This is a genomic window from Nocardioides sp. GCM10027114, assembly GCF_042659625.1.
Classification (GTDB): domain Bacteria; phylum Actinomycetota; class Actinomycetes; order Propionibacteriales; family Nocardioidaceae; genus Nocardioides.
This window is the reverse complement of record NZ_JBHSSS010000024.1, coordinates 26,191-41,577: the sequence shown is the minus strand read 5'-3', so window position 1 is coordinate 41,577 and position 15,387 is coordinate 26,191. Positions and strand designations below refer to the sequence as shown.

The window sequence follows — 15,387 nt, the reverse complement described above, 5'->3', positions numbered from 1 at the left end:
GGTACGGTCGCAGCATGGCTGTCCGGCTGGTGCTCCTCGACGTGAACGAGACGCTCTCCGACATGGCCCCCGTCTGGCGGGCCGTGGAGGAGGTCGGCGGGTCCTTCGGCCTCGGCCGCGCGTGGTTCGCCTCCGTGCTGCGCGACGGGTTCGCCCTGGCGGTCGGCGGCACGAGCGCGCCGTTCGCCGACATTGCCCGCGACCTTCTCACGGCGATGCTGCCCGGCGACGGCCTCGACCGGCCGCGCGACGTAGCGGTCGCGCACGTCATGGAGACCATCAAGGGGCTCGCGCCCCACCGCGACGTCGCCCCCGGGGTGCGGGCGCTCGCCGGGTCCGGCCGGACCCTGGCCACCCTCAGCAACGGCAGCGCGGGCATCGCCGAGGACCTGCTCGCCGGGGCGGGCCTGCGGGAGATGTTCGCCCACGTGCTCTCCGTCGACGACGCGGGAGTCTGGAAGCCGGCCCGCGCGGCCTACGAGCACGCCCTCGACGTCTGTGGGGTCGAGGGCCACGAGGCGGTGCTCGTCGCCGTCCACCCCTGGGACGTCGACGGCGCCTCCCGGGCCGGGCTCCGGACGGCCTGGCTGAATCGCGACGGCGCGTCCTGGCCGGCCCACTTCCGGCAACCGGACCACGAGGTCGCCGAGCTGGCCGAGCTCGCGGGACAGCTCGGCTGAGCCGTTCCCGCTGGACGTGCGTGGCGGGTCAGGAGGCGAGTGGTTCGGTCACCGAGGCCCGCAGCCGCCCGGCCCAGGCACGCGCCCGCGCCGGCTCGTCGGCCGAGGGCGGGCCCGCGACCCCGCCGACGTAGAAGCTCGTCGGGCGGTCGACGACCCGGAAGCCCATGCCGCGCACGGTGCGCGCCGCGCGGCGGGCAGCCGAACCCGGCAGGTGGCGGGCCTTGTCGACCCGGGTGTCGAACACCGCGACCGCGGGCCGGTGGTCACTGTCGGCGAAGGCCTCCTCGAGCTGCGGCAGCCACTCCCTGAGCCCGAGCGACGCCACCGCGGGCGGCGCGCCCTGACGGACCGCGTCCTCGCGGGTCGCGGTCCGACTCAGCGAGAACGCGTGCGTGGGCGCGCCGAGCACCAGCAGGTCGCAGCCGCGCAGGTCGGGGGGCTGCACGTGCCGCACGTCGCAGAAGCCGACCTCGGTGTCCTCCGCAGCCAGGCCGTCAGCGATCTCCCGGGCGAGCGCTTCGGTGTTGCCGAACATGGACTCGAACACGATCACTGCTCGCACGGTGTCCTCCAGGTCTGGGTCAGGCGTGGTAGCTGTCGCTGGGCACCACGACCGCCCGGCCGCTCACGGTGCCGTGTGCGAGGTCCTCGTAGGCGCGGGCCGCGTCGGCGAGGGTGTAGATCTCGGTCTCGGCGTGCAGCAGGCCGCGGACGCCGAGGTCGAGCACCTCGACGAGCTCGCTCCGGTTGCCCCAGTACGTCGTCTGGACGCTCACCTCGTACGGCACGCCGAAGAACGACACCGGCAGCGTTCCACCGCCCAGTCCCACGATGGTCACGTCGCCGAGCTGACGCGCGCAGGCGGCCGCTGCAGCGAGGGTCTCGTCGGAGCCGACGCAGTCGATGACGACGTCCGCGCCGCGACCGCCGGTGTACTCCCGGATCCTCGGCGCGAGCTCCTCGCTCGGCGGCAGCGCGAGGTCCGCGCCGCACCGGACGGCGAGGTCGCGCGCCGACTCCCGGCTGTCGACGGCGACGACACGGGCGGCGGTGGTCGCCTTGAGGACCTGGACGCCGAGGTGGCCGAGCCCGCCGACGCCCATCATCACGGCCGTGGCGCCGGGGCCCAGCTTGGCCGCGGAGCGGCGTACGGCGTGGTACGGCGTGAGCCCGGCGTCCGTCAGCGGCGCGGCGTCCACGGGCTCGAGGCCGTCGGGCAGCGGGACGACGTGACGGGCGGCCGGCACCCACAGGTACTCGGCCATGCCGCCGTCGAGGCCCAGCCCGCCGCCCCCGCCGGGGACCGGCGCTAGGTCGGGTCGCTCGCAGTAGGTCTCGAGGCCGTCGAGGCAGTGCCGGCAGGTGCCGCAGCCCCAGGCACCGACCACCGCCACGGGCTGGCCGGGCTCCAGGCCCCTGACGCCGGCGCCCACCGCGTGCACCCAGCCGGCGTTCTCGTGACCGAGGGTGAAGGGCGGCCCCCAGGGCAGCAGTCCTGGCTCGAACTCGTGCATCAGGTGCAGGTCGGAGTGGCAGGCCCCGGCCGCGCCGACCTGGACGACCACCTCGCCCGGACCCGGCTCGGGGTCGGGAACCTCGTCGAGCACCGGGTCGCTCTTCCACTCCATCAGTCGCAGTGCCTGCATGTCTCCTCCTGCCCCGACTCCCTCCGGACGACTTCAGGCTGGTTCACCCGCGGGTCGGTCATCAGGGGCGTCGGACGGCCGCGGCGGGGTCGTTGGTCCCTAGGAGGTGGGCGCCGGCCGTGGCCACGCTGGTGGCATCAGGCAGCCGCCCGGGGGACGGCCGAGCGGAGGGAACGTGCGATGACCGAACCGACCACAGCGCCGACGCACTCGACGAGGCACGAGACGGCACCCGTCATGGTCGCCGTGGGGACGTCGGGGGCCGACAGCGCGCTCGGCTTCGCGGTGGCGGAGGCGGCCCGCCACGGCTGCGGCGTCCACCTCGTGCACGTGCTCCATCTGGTCCCGATGAGCGCCGAGATGGTGCTCGTCGACACCAGCGACTACGAACGCGTCGCCCGGGACACGTTGAACGCCGCGATGACCCGGGCCCGCCACCTGGCCCCGGCGGGGATGCCCGTCTCCGGCGAGGCGGTGCTCGGCGCCGTGGTGTCGTCGCTCGTCCAGGCGTCCCGCGACGCCCGCGTCGTGGTCCTGCAGCGGCGCCACTTGAGCCGGCTCGAGCGCGTGGCGACGCGCTCGGTCACCAACGGGGTGGCGGCCCGGACCGACGTCCCGGTCGTCTCGGTGCCCGAGGGATGGACCGGCGCCGGTCGCGAGGGCAAGCCACCTCGGGTCGTCGTGGGCGTCGACGTCCCCGACCGCTCCGCCCCGGTGCTGGCCGCGGCCGCGGAGGCTGCACGCAGCCGCGGAGCGCGGCTCGACGTGCTGCACACCTGGTATTTCCCGGGCGCGTACGACGACATCATCATGTCCCGGGTCGAGAAGGACGACTGGGCCGAGCGCGCCCGGAAGGAGATCCAGGCGGAGCTGGACGGCCTCGGTGACCTCTTCACCGGGCTCGAGGTCCGGATCGGCGCACGGCATCACCTGCCCGCGGACGCGCTCGTCGAGGCCTCCAAGGACGCCGACCTGCTGGTCGTGGGCCGTCACGACCCGCTGATCCCCTTCGGCTCGCACCTGGGACCGGTCTCCAAGGCGCTGCTCCGTGACGCGGAGTGCCCGGTGCTGCTGGCCCACGCCACGACCCACCACTTCGGCCCCCGGCACCGTGACGCCGGGACCGCGCAGCAGGACTGAGCCCGCGGCCCAGGGAGGTCAGCGGGGCGTCAGCGGCGCACGAGCCGCAGCCGGTAGTCGAACGCCTTGCGCTGGTCGCGCGGCTTCCCCTGGCAGGCCCACCGCCAGGTCTTCTCCCAGCAGTCGTAGCGCGTGGAGGCGTTGGCGAGCGTCACCGTGGCCTTCTTCGCCGTGCGCGCGCCGAAGCGCACCGTCAGCGAGCCGTCGCCGGCGTCGTCGAGCGGCACCGGCCGGGTCACGACGCGACCGTCGCGGCGGTGGACGACCAGGACGGCGCCGGGAGCCGTGCGGGCGCCGGGCCCGTCGACCGCGACCTCGAGGAACCAGGACCGCGCCTGCAGGTCGTCGCGCGGTCGGACCACCACGTGACGGGCCGCGAGGTGGTCGACGTTGACAGCCCCGGCGGTCTGCCGGTCGTCGGCACCGAGACGGTGAGCCGCGGCGTACGCCGGCTTCGGCCAGGCGTCGCCCTCGGGGTAGGTCCGGGCCGGCACCGTGTTGGCCGCGGCGTAGTCGCGGAAGACGCGGGTGAGGCGCTGCTTGCCCGGGAGGGCCCGCTTGACGGCCTTGACCGAGTGGTTGCGCCAGTGCCCGTCGGCACCCTCCCAGATCTCGCGGACGATGCCGGGGCCGAAGCGCTCGGTGAGGTACTCGAAGAACGCCCAGTTGCCGTACTGGCCGAAGCCGCTGGACACGAACTTGTCGAGCGGCCGCTCGGGCCGGGCGACCTGGCCGTAGGGGAGGTACTGCCGGTTGTCGTCGATGTCGTCGTAGACGCGCTCCTCGACCCAGGTGGCGGTGCCCTCCATGAGCCAGCGGTCCTCGCCGTAGTCGTAGGCGAACTGGATGGCGTGGAAGAACTCGTGGGCCGCGGTCACCTTGAGGCTCTGCCGCGGCGGGGCCTGGAACTGCTGGCGCGCGAAGTCGTCGTCGAGCACGCAGTAGCCCTGCGACGACCACTCTCCCTGATTGGGCTCGGGCGCGCAGTAGCCGTAGAGGCCCTGCGAGCCGACGTCCTTGAGGTAGACGTCGAACTTGGCGTTGCCGCCGCGGTCGCCGTCGCGCAGGGGCCGCCGGTAGCCGAGCTCGCCGACCTCGCGCTTCCACACCTTCTTGAGCACCCGCATGGTGCGGTTGACCCAGGCGCGGCCGGGCGGCGCGTCGGCCGTCGACTCGACCCAGTGGATGCACAGGTGCCTCGAGCAGTCCTTCACCGACGGCACGGAGTAGCCGAAGCCCTCGGGGTCGTTGGCACCCTGGGTCGGACGGGCCAGCAGGCCCCGGGCCTCCTCCTTCTCCGTGGGCGACAGCGACGGGAGGGCCACGGCCAGGTCCCGCAGTGCCAGGGTCGCCGAAACCCCCTCGGGGGCCGGCTCGCCCTCGAGGACGGCCGTCGCCTCGGCCAGCGCCTCGCCGGCCGCCTGCGGCGGCAGGGCGGGCAGGCCCGGCTCCGTCCCGGCTGTCGGGACGTCGGCCGGGTCGCTGGTGGAGCCGCCGGTCGGGCTGGCCGAGGTGGCGCCAGGGAGGGAGGTGACGGACAGGGCGAGGGCCACCGCGGCGGTGACGACGCTGCGTCGCATGCTGCTCCAGGGGAAGGGGGGCCGGGCGTCGTGCCCCGGCGGCGCCGGGGCCGTGTGCCACGGGGGCCGCTGCACCCCCGCGCCGACACCCTAACCGGGGCCCGGGTGGCTGACGGGAATCGTGGGGCGGCCGTGGCGGGCCGGGCCGTCGAGCCCCTGGGACCTCAGGAGGTGGCGGAGATCTTCTCGATCAGGGCCGTCGTCGAGATGGCCGGGGTGCGGGGCAGGTAGACGACCTCGCAGATGTCCGCGAACTCGTCGAAGCGGCCCTTCCAGTCGTCACCCATGACGAGGACGTCGGCCGAGTAGGTCTGGATGTACTCGCGCTTGAGCTCGAGGCTCTCCTCGACGAAGACCGCGTCGACGACGCGCAGCGCCGCCACGATCTCGAGCCGCTCGGCCTCGCTGAAGACGGGCTCGCGGCCCTTCTTTCGCAGGTTGAGGGCGTCCGCGGAGACACCGACGACCAGCCGGTCGCCGAGTGCGGCTGCCCGCTCGATCACCCGGAGGTGCCCGACGTGGAAGACGTCGAACGTCCCGAACGTGATCACGGTGCGCGGCATGCCGGGCATTGTGGCACTCCCGGCCGCTTTGTGCGGCGTAGGGGACAATCGTCCGCGATGAGCGACACGCTGACGATGATCACCGCCAACCCGGCCGCCGACGAGGAACGCCGACGCGGGCTGCGGCGGATGCGCAGCGTCGCCGTCGGGCTGCTGCTGCTCGCCGCCGTCGTCTACGTCCTCACCCTCGACCGCGACGGCGTGCTCGGCTTCGTCAACGCGGGCGCGGAGGCGTCGATGATCGGCGCCATCGCCGACTGGTTCGCCGTGACCGCGCTCTTCAAGCACCCGCTCGGCATCCCGATCCCGCACACCGCCCTCGTCCCGAAGCGCAAGGACGACCTCGGTCGCAGCCTGGAGGAGTTCTTCGGCGAGAACTTCCTGCAGGAGGCCGTGGTCCGCGACCGGGTCTCCGCCGCGCGCGTGTCGCAGCGGCTGGGGGAGTGGCTCCAGCAGCCGGAGCACGCCCGCCGGGTCGTCGACGAGATCTCCGACGTGGCCTCGCTCGGCCTGGGGCGGGTGCGCGACGACCACATCGCCGACCTCGTCGAGTCCGTGCTGGTGCCGCGTTTCCGCGACGAGCCGATCTCGCCGCTGCTCGGCAGCTTCCTGGTGGAGGTCGTGCGTGACGACCTCCACCACGGCCTGGTCGACCTCGCCCTCGACGAGCTCCACCGCTGGCTCGTCGAGAACCCCGACACGTTCGCCGAGGTGCTCAGCGAGCGCGCCCCGTGGTGGGCGCCGCCGCGCCTCAACGAGGCGGTGACCGGCAAGCTGCACACCGAGGCGGTGCGCTGGCTGGCCGAGATCCGCGACGACCCGCGGCACCACGCCCGCGAGGCCCTCGACTCCATGCTCGCGCAGCTCGGCCAGGACCTGCTCTTCGACCCGGGCACCCAGCAGCGGGCGGAGGCCCTCAAGGAGCGGCTGCTCGACCACCCGCAGTTCGTCGCCACCGGCATCTCGCTGTGGAACGCCCTGCGGCGGGCGCTCCTCGGTGCGCTGCGGGACCCGCACGGTCCGCTCCGGGAGCGGCTGCAGCGCGAGCTCGTCGGGTTCGCCGACCAGGTCGTCGCCGACGAGCGGCTCCGCGCCCGGCTCGACGGCGTGCTCGCGGACGCGGTGGTCTTCGCCGTGGAGCGCTACGGCGCCGAGCTGACCGCCGTCATCACCCACACCATCGAGCGCTGGGACGGGCGCGAGGCCGCCCGCCGGATCGAGCTCCACGTCGGCCGCGACCTGCAGTTCATCCGCATCAACGGCACGATCGTCGGCGGCCTCGTCGGCGTGGTGATCCACGCCCTGGTGGTGTTCCTCTGAGCCCTTCGGGGCGGTGCGGGAGAATCCCCGCATGAGCGAGCCGATGGACGTCCCGATCCGTGACGAGTCGATCCGGCTCGGCCAGTTCCTCAAGCTGGCCAACCTCGTCGAGACGGGCGCGGAGGCGAAGCCCCTGATCGCCGACGGTGCCGTCTCGGTGAACGGCGAGGTCGAGACCCGGCGCGGCCGCCAGCTGCGCCAGGGCGACGTCGTCACCCTCGCCGGCCGCTCCGCCCGCGTCGTCGACGAGGCGTCGTACGACGACGGCCTGCCCTGGTAGCGCCGCAACAGCCCAGAAAGGCGCCGACCCGCCCGAAACTTTCGGGCGGGTCGGCGCCGTCGGTCGAGCAGCGCGCGTCGGGACCGGCGGGTCAGGAGACGGCGAGCAGGTCCACGACGAAGATCAGGGTCTCGCCCGGCTTGATGACGCCGCCGGCGCCGCGGTCGCCGTAGCCGAGGTGGGGCGGGATGACGAGCTGGCGACGGCCGCCGACCTTCATCCCCTGCACGCCCTGGTCCCAGCCGGAGATGACCTGGCCGATGCCGAGGCGGAACTGCAGCGGCTCGCCGCGGTTGTACGACGCGTCGAACTCCTCGCCGGTGGAGTGGGCGACGCCGACGTAGTGGACCCTTACGGTGGAGCCCGCGGTGGCCTCGGCGCCGTCGCCCTCGGTCAGGTCGGTGACGACCAGGTCGGTGGGCGGCTCGGGGTCGAAGAACTCGATCTCGGGCTTCTCCGTCATGGGCGGTCCTCTCGGGTCAGGTCTGGTGCACGTAGTGGTCGAGCTGGTCGCGCTCGAACTGGAGCTGGTCGATGCGGTGCTTGACCACGTCGCCGATGGAGATGATGCCGGACAGTCGGCCACCGTCGACCACCGGGACGTGCCGGACCCGGCGCTCGGTCATGACCTTCATCAGGTCGTCGAGCTGGGTGTCGGGGTCGCAGGTCTCCACGTCCGAGGTCATGATCGCGGAGACGACGTTGTTGATGACGGTGCCGTCGTGGTGGAGGTGACGCACGACGTCCCGCTCGCTCACGATCCCGTCGAGGGTCTCGCCGTCGCGGCTCACGATGAGGGCGCCCACGTTGTGCTCGGCCAGCATCGCGATGAGTTCTCGCACGCCAGCGTCCGGGCTGATGGTGACGATCTCCTTGACCGACTTCGCGTTGAGTACGTCGCCGATGCGCATGCTCCACCTCCGGTGCCTCACCGGGCCCGCGGCTGACGGGCCGTACGTCCACGCTAGCCCCGCCCGCAACTTCCGGCCCAGCAAGGCGCGCCACGGATGAGACTCGTGGCCGGTGATTTCCCCTGTCTGTGGGGCGTGTCAGTCCCGGGGCGGCTCGGCGTCCTCCGCGAGCACCGCCCGCCGGGCGCGCAGGTCGTGGACGGAGCCGCGCCGCGCCGGCTGCCAGTCCGCGTCGCCGTCGTCGTCGTGCAGCGAGCCGAGGAACGCCAGTGCGGCGTCGTGCAGGTGGCCGTTGCTGGCGAGCGCGTTGCCTCCCCAGGGGCCGTCGGTCCCGTCGAGTGCGCCGAAGCGTCCGCCGGCCTCGCGGACGATGACGTCGAGGGCGGCCATGTCGTACTCCTCGAGCTCCGGCTCGGCCGCGAGGTCGACCGCGCCCTCGGCGAGCAGCATGTAGGACCAGAAGTCGCCGTAGGCGCGGGTCCGCCAGCAGCGCCGCGACAGCGACAGGAAGTCCTCGAGCCGGCCCCGCTCGTCCCACCCGTCGAGCGAGGAGTAGGACAGCGAGGCGTCCTCGAGCCGTCGTACGTCGGAGACCTGGCAGCGGTTCGCCTTGAGCAGCGACTTGCCGGTCCAGGCGCCGTTGCCCGCCGAGGCCCACCAGCGCCGCTGCAGCTGCGGGGCCGACACCACGCCGAGGACGACCTCGCCGTCGACGGCGAGCGCGATCAGCGTGGCCCAGACGGGCACGCCGCGGACGAAGTTCTTGGTCCCGTCGATCGGGTCGACGATCCAGCGTCGCTGGCTGTGGCCGCTCGAACCCTGCTCCTCGCCGGTGACGGCGTCGCGCGACCGGGCGCGCGAGAGCGTGCGGCGGATGCTCTCCTCCACGGCCTCGTCGGCGTCGGTCACCGGGGTGAGGTCCGGCTTGCTCATGACGTGCAGATCGAGGGCCCGGAACCGCGCCGTCGTCAGCGAGTCGGCGTCGTCGGCGAGGAGGTGCGCCAGCCGCAGGTCGTCGGTGTAGTCGGGCGTGGAGGAGGTCGGCACGGCCTCAGGGTATTCCCAGCCTCCTGCACTACCGTGCAGGCATGGAGGTCAACGGGCTCCCGCTCCACGTCCTCGTCGTCCACGCGGCCGTCGTGTTCTGCCCGCTCGCCGCGCTGGCCGGCCTCGCGTACGCCGCCCGTCCGGGGTGGCGGTGGCTGCTGCGGTGGCCGCTGCTCGTGCTCGCCGCGGCCGCCGTCTTCTTCAGCCTGCTCGCCCGGCTGTCGGGGCAGGCCATGCTCGACGACCGGCCGTTCCTGCTCCAGTCCGACCCGCTCCGCGAGCGGGTGCTGCTGCACCAGGACCGCGGCGAGGTGGTGGTCTGGTTCGCGCTGGCGTTCCTGGTGGCCAGCCTCCTGTCCGCGTGGTCGCTGGGCGGTCGCACCGCCCTCGCCTCGGGCCGCGGTGCCCGCGAGACCCGGACCGGTCTCGTCGGCACGTCCAGCATGGCGCTGCTCGGGGTGACGGCGATCGCCCTGCTGGTCATCACCGTGCTCGCCGGCGACGCCGGGTCGCAGGCGGTCTGGGGCAGCTGACCGCGCCGCCCCCGGCGCCGCTCAGACTCAGTACGCCGGCTCGCTGCGCGCCGCGAGCAACCGCCGGAAGGACTCCACCCGGTCGGGATCGGCATCACCCGCGGCGACCGCGACGTCGAGGCCGCACTCCGGCTCCTCGGCGCCGTGGGTGCACCCGCGCGGGCACTCCTCGGTCATCTCGTCGAGGTCGGGGAACGCCTCGATCAGCTGCTCGGGGTCGACGTGAGCGAGCCCGAAGGAGCGGATGCCGGGCGTGTCGATGATCCACCCGCCGTCGTCCGGGAGCTCCAGCATGTAGGCCGACGTGGAGGTGTGGCGGCCCCGGCCGGTCACCGCGTTGACGTCACCGATCTCGCGGTCCGCGTCGGGCACGAGCGCGTTGACGAGCGTCGACTTGCCGACGCCGCTGTGGCCGACGAGCACACTGGTGCGGCCCTGCAGCCGCTCGCGCAGCTCGGCGAGCTCGCCCCCCTTCCTCGTGACCACCCACGGGACGCCGAGGGAGCGGTAGGTCGACAGCAGTGTCTCGGGGTCGGCCAGGTCGGCCTTGGTGAGGCAGAGCAGCGGCGCCATCCCGGCGTCGTACGCCGCGACGAGGGCGCGGTCGATCAGGCGCGGCCGCGGCTCCGGGTCGGCGAGGGCGGTGACCACGACGAGCTGGGCGGCGTTGGCGACGATCACTCGCTCGACCGGGTCGTCGTCGTCGGCGGTGCGGCGCAGCACGGTGGTGCGGGGGAGCACCTCGACGATGCGCGCCAGCGACCCCTCGTCGCCGGTCACGTCGCCGACGACCCGCACCCGGTCGCCCACGACGACGCCCTTGCGGCCGAGCGGACGTGCCTTGACCGCCCACAGCGTGACGCCGTCGACGAGCAGCGTGAACCGGCCGCGGTCGACGGTGACCACGACGCCCTCGACGGCGTCGTCGTAGGTGGGCCGCTCCTTGGTGCGGGGGCGGGTGCGTCGCCGGGGACGCTCGTAGTGCTCGTGGTCGTGCTCGGTGTAGCGGCCGCTCACAGCAGGCCGGCCCAGAAGTCCGCGAAGTCGGGGAAGGTCTTCGACGTGGTGCCGACGTTCTCCACGAGCACGTCGTCCACCGCCGCCCCCACGATCACCCCCGCGTGGGCCATCCGGTGGTCGGCATAGGTGTGGAACACGCCGCCGTGCAGCGGTGCCGGACGGAACGACAGTCCGTCGTCGTGCTCGGTGACGTCGGCGCCGAGCGCGCCGAGCTCGGCGGCCAGCGCGGCGATCCGGTCGGTCTCGTGGTGACGGATGTGGGCGACACCCCGCAGGTGTGACGGGCCACCGGCCAGCGCGCACAGTGCCGCCACCGCCGGGGTCAGCTCACCGACGTCGTGCAGGTCCACGTCGATGCCTTGCAGGGTGCCCGTGCCGCGCACCCGCAGGCCCTCGGGCACGCGGTCGACCTCGCAGCCCATCGAGCCGAGGATCTCGCGCAGCCGGTCGCCGGCCTGCGTGGTCGTCGCCGGCCAGTCGCGGACCACGACGGTGCCGCCGGAGACTGCGGCGAGCGCCAGGAACGGCGCGGCGTTGGAGAGGTCGGGCTCGATCGTGCGGTCGACGGGGCGGACGGGCCCCGGCGCGACGATCCACCGGTCGGCGTCGGAGTCGTCGACCTCGACGCCCTGCTCCCGCAGCATCGCCACCGTCATCTCGACGTGGGGCAGCGACGGGATCGGCTTGCCGTCGTGGCGTACGTCGACCCCACCGTCGTAGCGGGCGCCGGCCAGGAGGAGCGCGGAGACGAACTGCGACGAGGCGGAGGCGTCGATGACGACCTCGCCCCCGGGCACCCGCCCGGTCCCGTGCACGGTGAACGGGAGCGCGCCACGGCCGCCGTCGTCGATGTCGACCCCGAGCCCCCGCAGCGCGACGAGAACTTCGCCGATCGGGCGCCTGCGCATGTGCGGGTCACCGTCGAAAGCGACCCGGCCGGACGAGAGACCTGCCACTGGCGGCACGAACCGCATCACGGTGCCGGCCAGCCCGCAGTCGACCTCGGCGTCGCGATCGAAGGCGCCGGGGGTGACCGTCCAGTCCTCGCCCGAGGTGTCGACGGCGGCGCCGATGCGGGTCAGCCCAAGCGCCATCAGCAGGGTGTCCCGCGACCGCAGGGCACGGCGTACGACGGAGGGGCCGTCGGCGATCGCGGCCAGCACGAGCGCGCGGTTGGCCAGCGACTTGCTGCCGGGCAGCGAGACGGTCACGTCGACCGGGTCGTGGGCGCGCGGCGCCGGCCACGGGTCCTCGATGCGCGTCGTCGTCACGCGGGCAAGGCTAGCGGCCGGCGCGCGCCGCGGCCGGGGCGATCCCCGACGGACCGTCATGGCACCGTCACGGCACCGTCACGACACCGTCACGACACCGTCACGACACCGTCACGACACCGTCACGACACCTGGGCGGCGGCGAGCTTGGCCTCGCGACGGGCGGCCCGGCCGAGGTGGCGCGCCTCGCGGCGCACGTCCTTGGCGGCGCGGCGGGCCCGCCACGCCATCCCGGGACGGCCCTCGGTGTCGACGCTCGCGATGAGCAGCCCGCCGAGCATGGAGACGTTCTTGAAGAAGTGGAGCCGCTCGTGCTGCTTCTTCGCAGGGTCGCTCTCGCGCCAGAACTGGTGGCCGGCGACCGTCGTGGGCAGCAGCGACACGGCGAGCGTCGCCGACGACAGGCGCGGCGCGCGCCCGGTGGCCAGCGCGAGCCCGGCGGCGACCTGCACGGCGCCGTTGATCCGCACCAGGGTGACCGGGTCCTCGGGGATCGGCAGCGACGGGGCGACCTTCTGCACCCTCGGCACCAGACGCTCGGTGACCTCGGTGGCCTTCTCCTTCAGCTTGGGCGCGTTCTTCAGGGCGGTCGCGCCGCCGACCACGAACATCGAGGCGAGCATGGGCCGAGCGATCAGTCTGATGACGGTCATGCCCCTTTCCTACACGATCGGGGGGACCGGGTCAGGACTCGAGCGTCACGGTCGTGGAGTTGTTGCCGGGGTTCGGGTCGTCGCCGTCGCCGGTGACCCGGAACGTGATCGTGCCGACGCCGGGCTTCGGCACGAGTGCCTTGAACGCGTAGCGGGCCGGGGTCGCATCCACCGAGCAGCTGCCGCCTGTGCGGGCCACGTCGCAGGAGGCGTTGGCGGTGAGCAGCGAGGCCAGGCCGGAGGCGGAGACCGAGAGCGTGGCGTCCTCGTCGTCGGCCAGGCCGGTCACGGTCACCACGACCTCGTACGTCGCGCCCGGGCCGGCGGTCACCGAGGCGGAGACGGCCAGGTCGCTGCCGGGCGGCGGGTCGTCGTCACCGCCGCCCCCGTTGCCGCCGGAGCCGCCGGAGCCGCCGGAGCCGCCGGAGCCGCCGTCACCGCCGCCGGAGCCGCCGTCGCCGCCGTTGCCGCCGGATCCACCGTTGCCGCCGGAGCCGTCACCGCCGCCGTTTCCGCCGGAGCCGTCACCGTTTCCGCCCGAGCCGTCACCGTTTCCGCCCGAGCCGCCGCCGTTTCCACCGGAGCCGTCACCGTTGCCGTCCGAGCCGCCGCCGTTTCCACCGGAGCCGCCACTGTTGCCGCCGGAGCCACCACCCGGCTCGCCATCGCTGCCGGGATCGCCGGGCTGGTCGCCCGGCCCACCAGCGGGCTCGTCACCGGCGGGTGCCTCCTCCGCGTCCCCGGGGGCCTGGTCGCCGCCCGACTCGCCGAGCGTGCCCTCCTCCGTGACGAGGTCGTCCGGGTCGGTGGCCTCTTCGTCGGCGGAGGGGCCGTCGTCGGATTCCGTAGCGCCTTCCTCGTCGTCACCGCCCGCACCGGGGGCGTCCGGGACGCCCCCGAGGACCTCGACGTCGGGCGTGCGCGGGGGGTCGTTGACGAGCTGCAGGGTCACGAGGCCGACCACGGCCACCGTCGCGACGGCCGCTGCCGCCGCTGCCGGCACGTGGCTGGTCACGAGGTCGCGGGTCCGGCCGTAGGCGACCGCCACCAGGCCGGGCGACGCGGCCGCGCTCGCCGACGCGTAGGCGGCGCCGAGCCCGGCGCCGAGCAGGGCCGGCGCCAGCAGGCCGGCCAGCCGGGAGTTGACCTCGCTGAGCTCGAGGTAGACCGCCGCGCAGGGGCGGCAGGACCGGACGTGCTCCTCGACCTTGCCGTGCTCCCGCCGCGGCAGGCCGTTGCGGACGTACCCGCCGAGCCGCTGCTGGGTCCAGCGGCACTCCGCCTCCTCGGCGCCCGCGGCGTGCATGTCGAGGAACGCCTGGCGCAGGCCCTCGCGGGCGCGGTAGGCGAGCGCGGCGACGGCGTTCGGGGTCATGCCGAGGAGCGGCGCGACCTCGGCGGGCCGCTGGCCCTCGACCTCGGTGTGCCACAGGACGAGCTGCCACCGCTCCGGCAGCGCCGCGAAGGCACGGGCCGCGGCGGACTGGTCGAAGCCCTCGACCGCGGTGTCCCGGAACGGGATGCCGGGGTCGAACGGCTCGAGGTCGTCGGTGGGCTGGGTGCGCGCGGCCGCCCGGACGCGGTCGACCTGGAGGCGGCGTACGGCCGTGAGCAGGTAGGCGCGGAACGCCTCGTCCGGCCCTGCCCCGCGGCGCAGCAGGTCGAGCACCTTCGTGAACGCCTCGGAGACGAGGTCGTCCACGTCCGTCGCCGGCACCATCTGCCGCGCCAGCCGTCGCGCCGCGTCCGCGTGACGGCCGAAGAGCTCGCCGTAGGCGTCGACGTCCCCGCCCCGGACCGCCGAGATGAGCTCCGCGTCCGTGGCCTCGGTCCTGCGCAGCAGCGTGGTGCTCACATGGGGTCCAACCAGGAAGTCGAAAAAAATCCCGTGAACCGCGTCATGGACGGACCCGGGCCACGTCTCACCACTGTACGACGGAAATGGAGGTGCGGAATGGGGCCGTTCGACTCAGGAATGCAGTCGGTACCTCCGGCCCATCCCGGAGCACGGGAGGACCTGTCCACGTCCGGTCGGGGAGCAGCGGCCCCGCCCGGGCGTGGAGCAGCAGGGGAGGTCCCTGGCTCCGGGATGGGCGCCGTCGACGTGAGCGCGGCGCTGGGACACGACGCCGCGCTCGACGGGGTCCCGCTCTCGGAGGTGCTCGACGCGTTCGAGGGCACCACGAGGCGGGACCGCGGTCGGGCTCCGACCTACGCGGAGCTGCGGGCGCTCTGCGTGGCGTGGGGAGACGCCACGCTGGGCTACGTCTCCCGGATCAGCTGCGAGGACCCCGTCACGGGCCTCGCCAGCCTGGCCCACCTGCAGGCGCGGTTCGCGGAGCTGTACAGGGGCCAGCTCCGTCGCCGGGCCCGGGAGGACTGGGCGCTGGTGGTGATCGACGCGCCGGGGGGCGTCGAGAACCCCGAGGACCGGCCGGAGGAGCGCATCGTCGAGGACCTGCTGGTGCTCCGGTTCGGCGAGGTCGCGCGGACGGTCTTCGCCGGGGGTGAGACCTTCGGTCGGCTGGCCCGCCGCCGGGTGGTGGTGCTGTGCCGGCGCGACGACCTCCTGGACCGGCGGGTCGGCCTGGTCCGTCGGATGCTCGACGGCCTCGGCTACACCGCGCCGAGGGCCCGGGTGCTCGTCGAGGAGCTCCCGAGCCGCTACGAGCAGGCCTCCGAGCTGCTGGCGGAGCTCGCCCGGGTCTGACGCCCGGGTGCCGCGGTTCCTGGCACTCGT

Annotated in this window: 17 protein-coding genes; 6 read left to right on the top strand and 11 right to left on the bottom strand. The window is 74.0% G+C overall.

Annotated features, from left to right (window positions below; all coding sequences use genetic code 11):
• Positions 1–14: 14 nt before the first annotated feature.
• Positions 15–680, top strand: a complete 666-nt coding sequence (locus ACFP2E_RS12510) for a haloacid dehalogenase type II (RefSeq protein ID WP_378523488.1) — start codon at positions 15–17, stop codon at positions 678–680.
• A gap of 28 nt (positions 681–708) precedes the next feature.
• Here ACFP2E_RS12510 and ACFP2E_RS12505 read toward each other — a convergent pair whose 3' ends face one another.
• Both ACFP2E_RS12505 and ACFP2E_RS12500 read right to left on the bottom strand, forming a co-directional pair.
• On the bottom strand, positions 709–1,236 hold the full coding sequence (locus tag ACFP2E_RS12505) for a flavodoxin family protein (protein ID WP_378523487.1): 528 nt from the start codon (positions 1,234–1,236) through the stop codon (positions 709–711).
• A 28-nt stretch (positions 1,237–1,264) separates the two neighbouring features.
• Positions 1,265–2,329 carry an NAD(P)-dependent alcohol dehydrogenase gene (locus ACFP2E_RS12500; protein WP_378523486.1) on the bottom strand — a complete coding sequence of 355 codons (1,065 nt, stop codon included), beginning with the start codon at positions 2,327–2,329 and terminating at the stop codon, positions 1,265–1,267.
• A gap of 180 nt (positions 2,330–2,509) precedes the next feature.
• Here ACFP2E_RS12500 and ACFP2E_RS12495 point away from each other — a divergent pair, with 180 nt between their 5' ends.
• Positions 2,510–3,469, top strand: a complete 960-nt coding sequence (locus tag ACFP2E_RS12495) for a universal stress protein (RefSeq protein ID WP_378523485.1) — start codon at positions 2,510–2,512, stop codon at positions 3,467–3,469.
• Between the two features lie 29 nt (positions 3,470–3,498).
• Here the strand turns inward: ACFP2E_RS12495 and ACFP2E_RS12490 are convergent, their stop codons facing one another.
• Together ACFP2E_RS12490 and ACFP2E_RS12485 are read right to left on the bottom strand one after the other, a co-directional pair.
• Positions 3,499–5,049 (bottom strand): MXAN_6640 family putative metalloprotease, encoded by a 1,551-nt coding sequence (locus ACFP2E_RS12490; RefSeq protein WP_378523484.1) that lies wholly within the window; start codon positions 5,047–5,049, stop codon positions 3,499–3,501.
• A gap of 164 nt (positions 5,050–5,213) precedes the next feature.
• A complete protein-coding gene (locus tag ACFP2E_RS12485) occupies positions 5,214–5,612 on the bottom strand; it encodes an adenylyltransferase/cytidyltransferase family protein (RefSeq protein WP_378523483.1) in 399 nt (132 codons plus the stop codon).
• Positions 5,613–5,669: 57 nt separating this feature from the next.
• On the opposite strand from ACFP2E_RS12485, the gene ACFP2E_RS12480 reads away from it, so the two are divergent.
• A complete protein-coding gene (locus ACFP2E_RS12480; protein ID WP_378523482.1) occupies positions 5,670–6,932 on the top strand; it encodes a DUF445 domain-containing protein in 1,263 nt (420 codons plus the stop codon).
• Positions 6,933–6,963: 31 nt separating this feature from the next.
• The gene (locus ACFP2E_RS12475; RefSeq protein ID WP_378523481.1) at positions 6,964–7,212 is read left to right on the top strand and encodes an RNA-binding S4 domain-containing protein; all 249 of its coding nucleotides are present in this window, start codon (positions 6,964–6,966) and stop codon (positions 7,210–7,212) included.
• Between the two features lie 91 nt (positions 7,213–7,303).
• Here the strand turns inward: ACFP2E_RS12475 and ACFP2E_RS12470 are convergent, their stop codons facing one another.
• The 3 genes from ACFP2E_RS12470 to ACFP2E_RS12460 form a co-directional block, all read right to left on the bottom strand.
• Positions 7,304–7,675 carry an FKBP-type peptidyl-prolyl cis-trans isomerase gene (locus ACFP2E_RS12470; protein WP_378523480.1) on the bottom strand — a complete coding sequence of 124 codons (372 nt, stop codon included), beginning with the start codon at positions 7,673–7,675 and terminating at the stop codon, positions 7,304–7,306.
• 16 nt (positions 7,676–7,691) lie between these two features.
• Positions 7,692–8,123: a CBS domain-containing protein gene (locus ACFP2E_RS12465; protein WP_378523479.1), complete on the bottom strand. Its 432-nt coding sequence runs from the start codon at positions 8,121–8,123 to the stop codon at positions 7,692–7,694.
• 138 nt (positions 8,124–8,261) lie between these two features.
• Positions 8,262–9,170 (bottom strand): inositol monophosphatase family protein, encoded by a 909-nt coding sequence (locus ACFP2E_RS12460; RefSeq protein ID WP_378523478.1) that lies wholly within the window; start codon positions 9,168–9,170, stop codon positions 8,262–8,264.
• Positions 9,171–9,211: 41 nt separating this feature from the next.
• Between ACFP2E_RS12460 and ACFP2E_RS12455 the strand changes: the two genes are divergently transcribed.
• A complete protein-coding gene (locus ACFP2E_RS12455; protein ID WP_378523477.1) occupies positions 9,212–9,703 on the top strand; it encodes a DUF2231 domain-containing protein in 492 nt (163 codons plus the stop codon).
• Between the two features lie 27 nt (positions 9,704–9,730).
• On the opposite strand, the gene rsgA is transcribed toward ACFP2E_RS12455, so the two are convergent.
• From rsgA to ACFP2E_RS12435, 4 genes are all read right to left on the bottom strand, one after another.
• The gene (rsgA, locus tag ACFP2E_RS12450) at positions 9,731–10,720 is read right to left on the bottom strand and encodes a ribosome small subunit-dependent GTPase A (protein ID WP_378523476.1); all 990 of its coding nucleotides are present in this window, start codon (positions 10,718–10,720) and stop codon (positions 9,731–9,733) included.
• Positions 10,717–11,994 (bottom strand): 3-phosphoshikimate 1-carboxyvinyltransferase, encoded by a 1,278-nt coding sequence (gene aroA / locus ACFP2E_RS12445; protein ID WP_378523475.1) that lies wholly within the window; start codon positions 11,992–11,994, stop codon positions 10,717–10,719. The genes rsgA and aroA overlap by 4 nt, the downstream gene beginning before the upstream one ends.
• Before the next feature lie 122 nt (positions 11,995–12,116).
• The gene (locus ACFP2E_RS12440; RefSeq protein ID WP_378523474.1) at positions 12,117–12,647 is read right to left on the bottom strand and encodes a DoxX family protein; all 531 of its coding nucleotides are present in this window, start codon (positions 12,645–12,647) and stop codon (positions 12,117–12,119) included.
• A 31-nt stretch (positions 12,648–12,678) separates the two neighbouring features.
• Entirely contained in the window at positions 12,679–14,502 is a 1,824-nt protein-coding gene (locus ACFP2E_RS12435) for a sigma-70 family RNA polymerase sigma factor (RefSeq protein ID WP_378523473.1), read from the bottom strand.
• Positions 14,503–14,736: 234 nt separating this feature from the next.
• Between ACFP2E_RS12435 and ACFP2E_RS12430 the strand changes: the two genes are divergently transcribed.
• A complete protein-coding gene (locus ACFP2E_RS12430; protein WP_378523472.1) occupies positions 14,737–15,357 on the top strand; it encodes a hypothetical protein in 621 nt (206 codons plus the stop codon).
• The last annotated feature ends 30 nt before the right edge of the window (positions 15,358–15,387 follow it).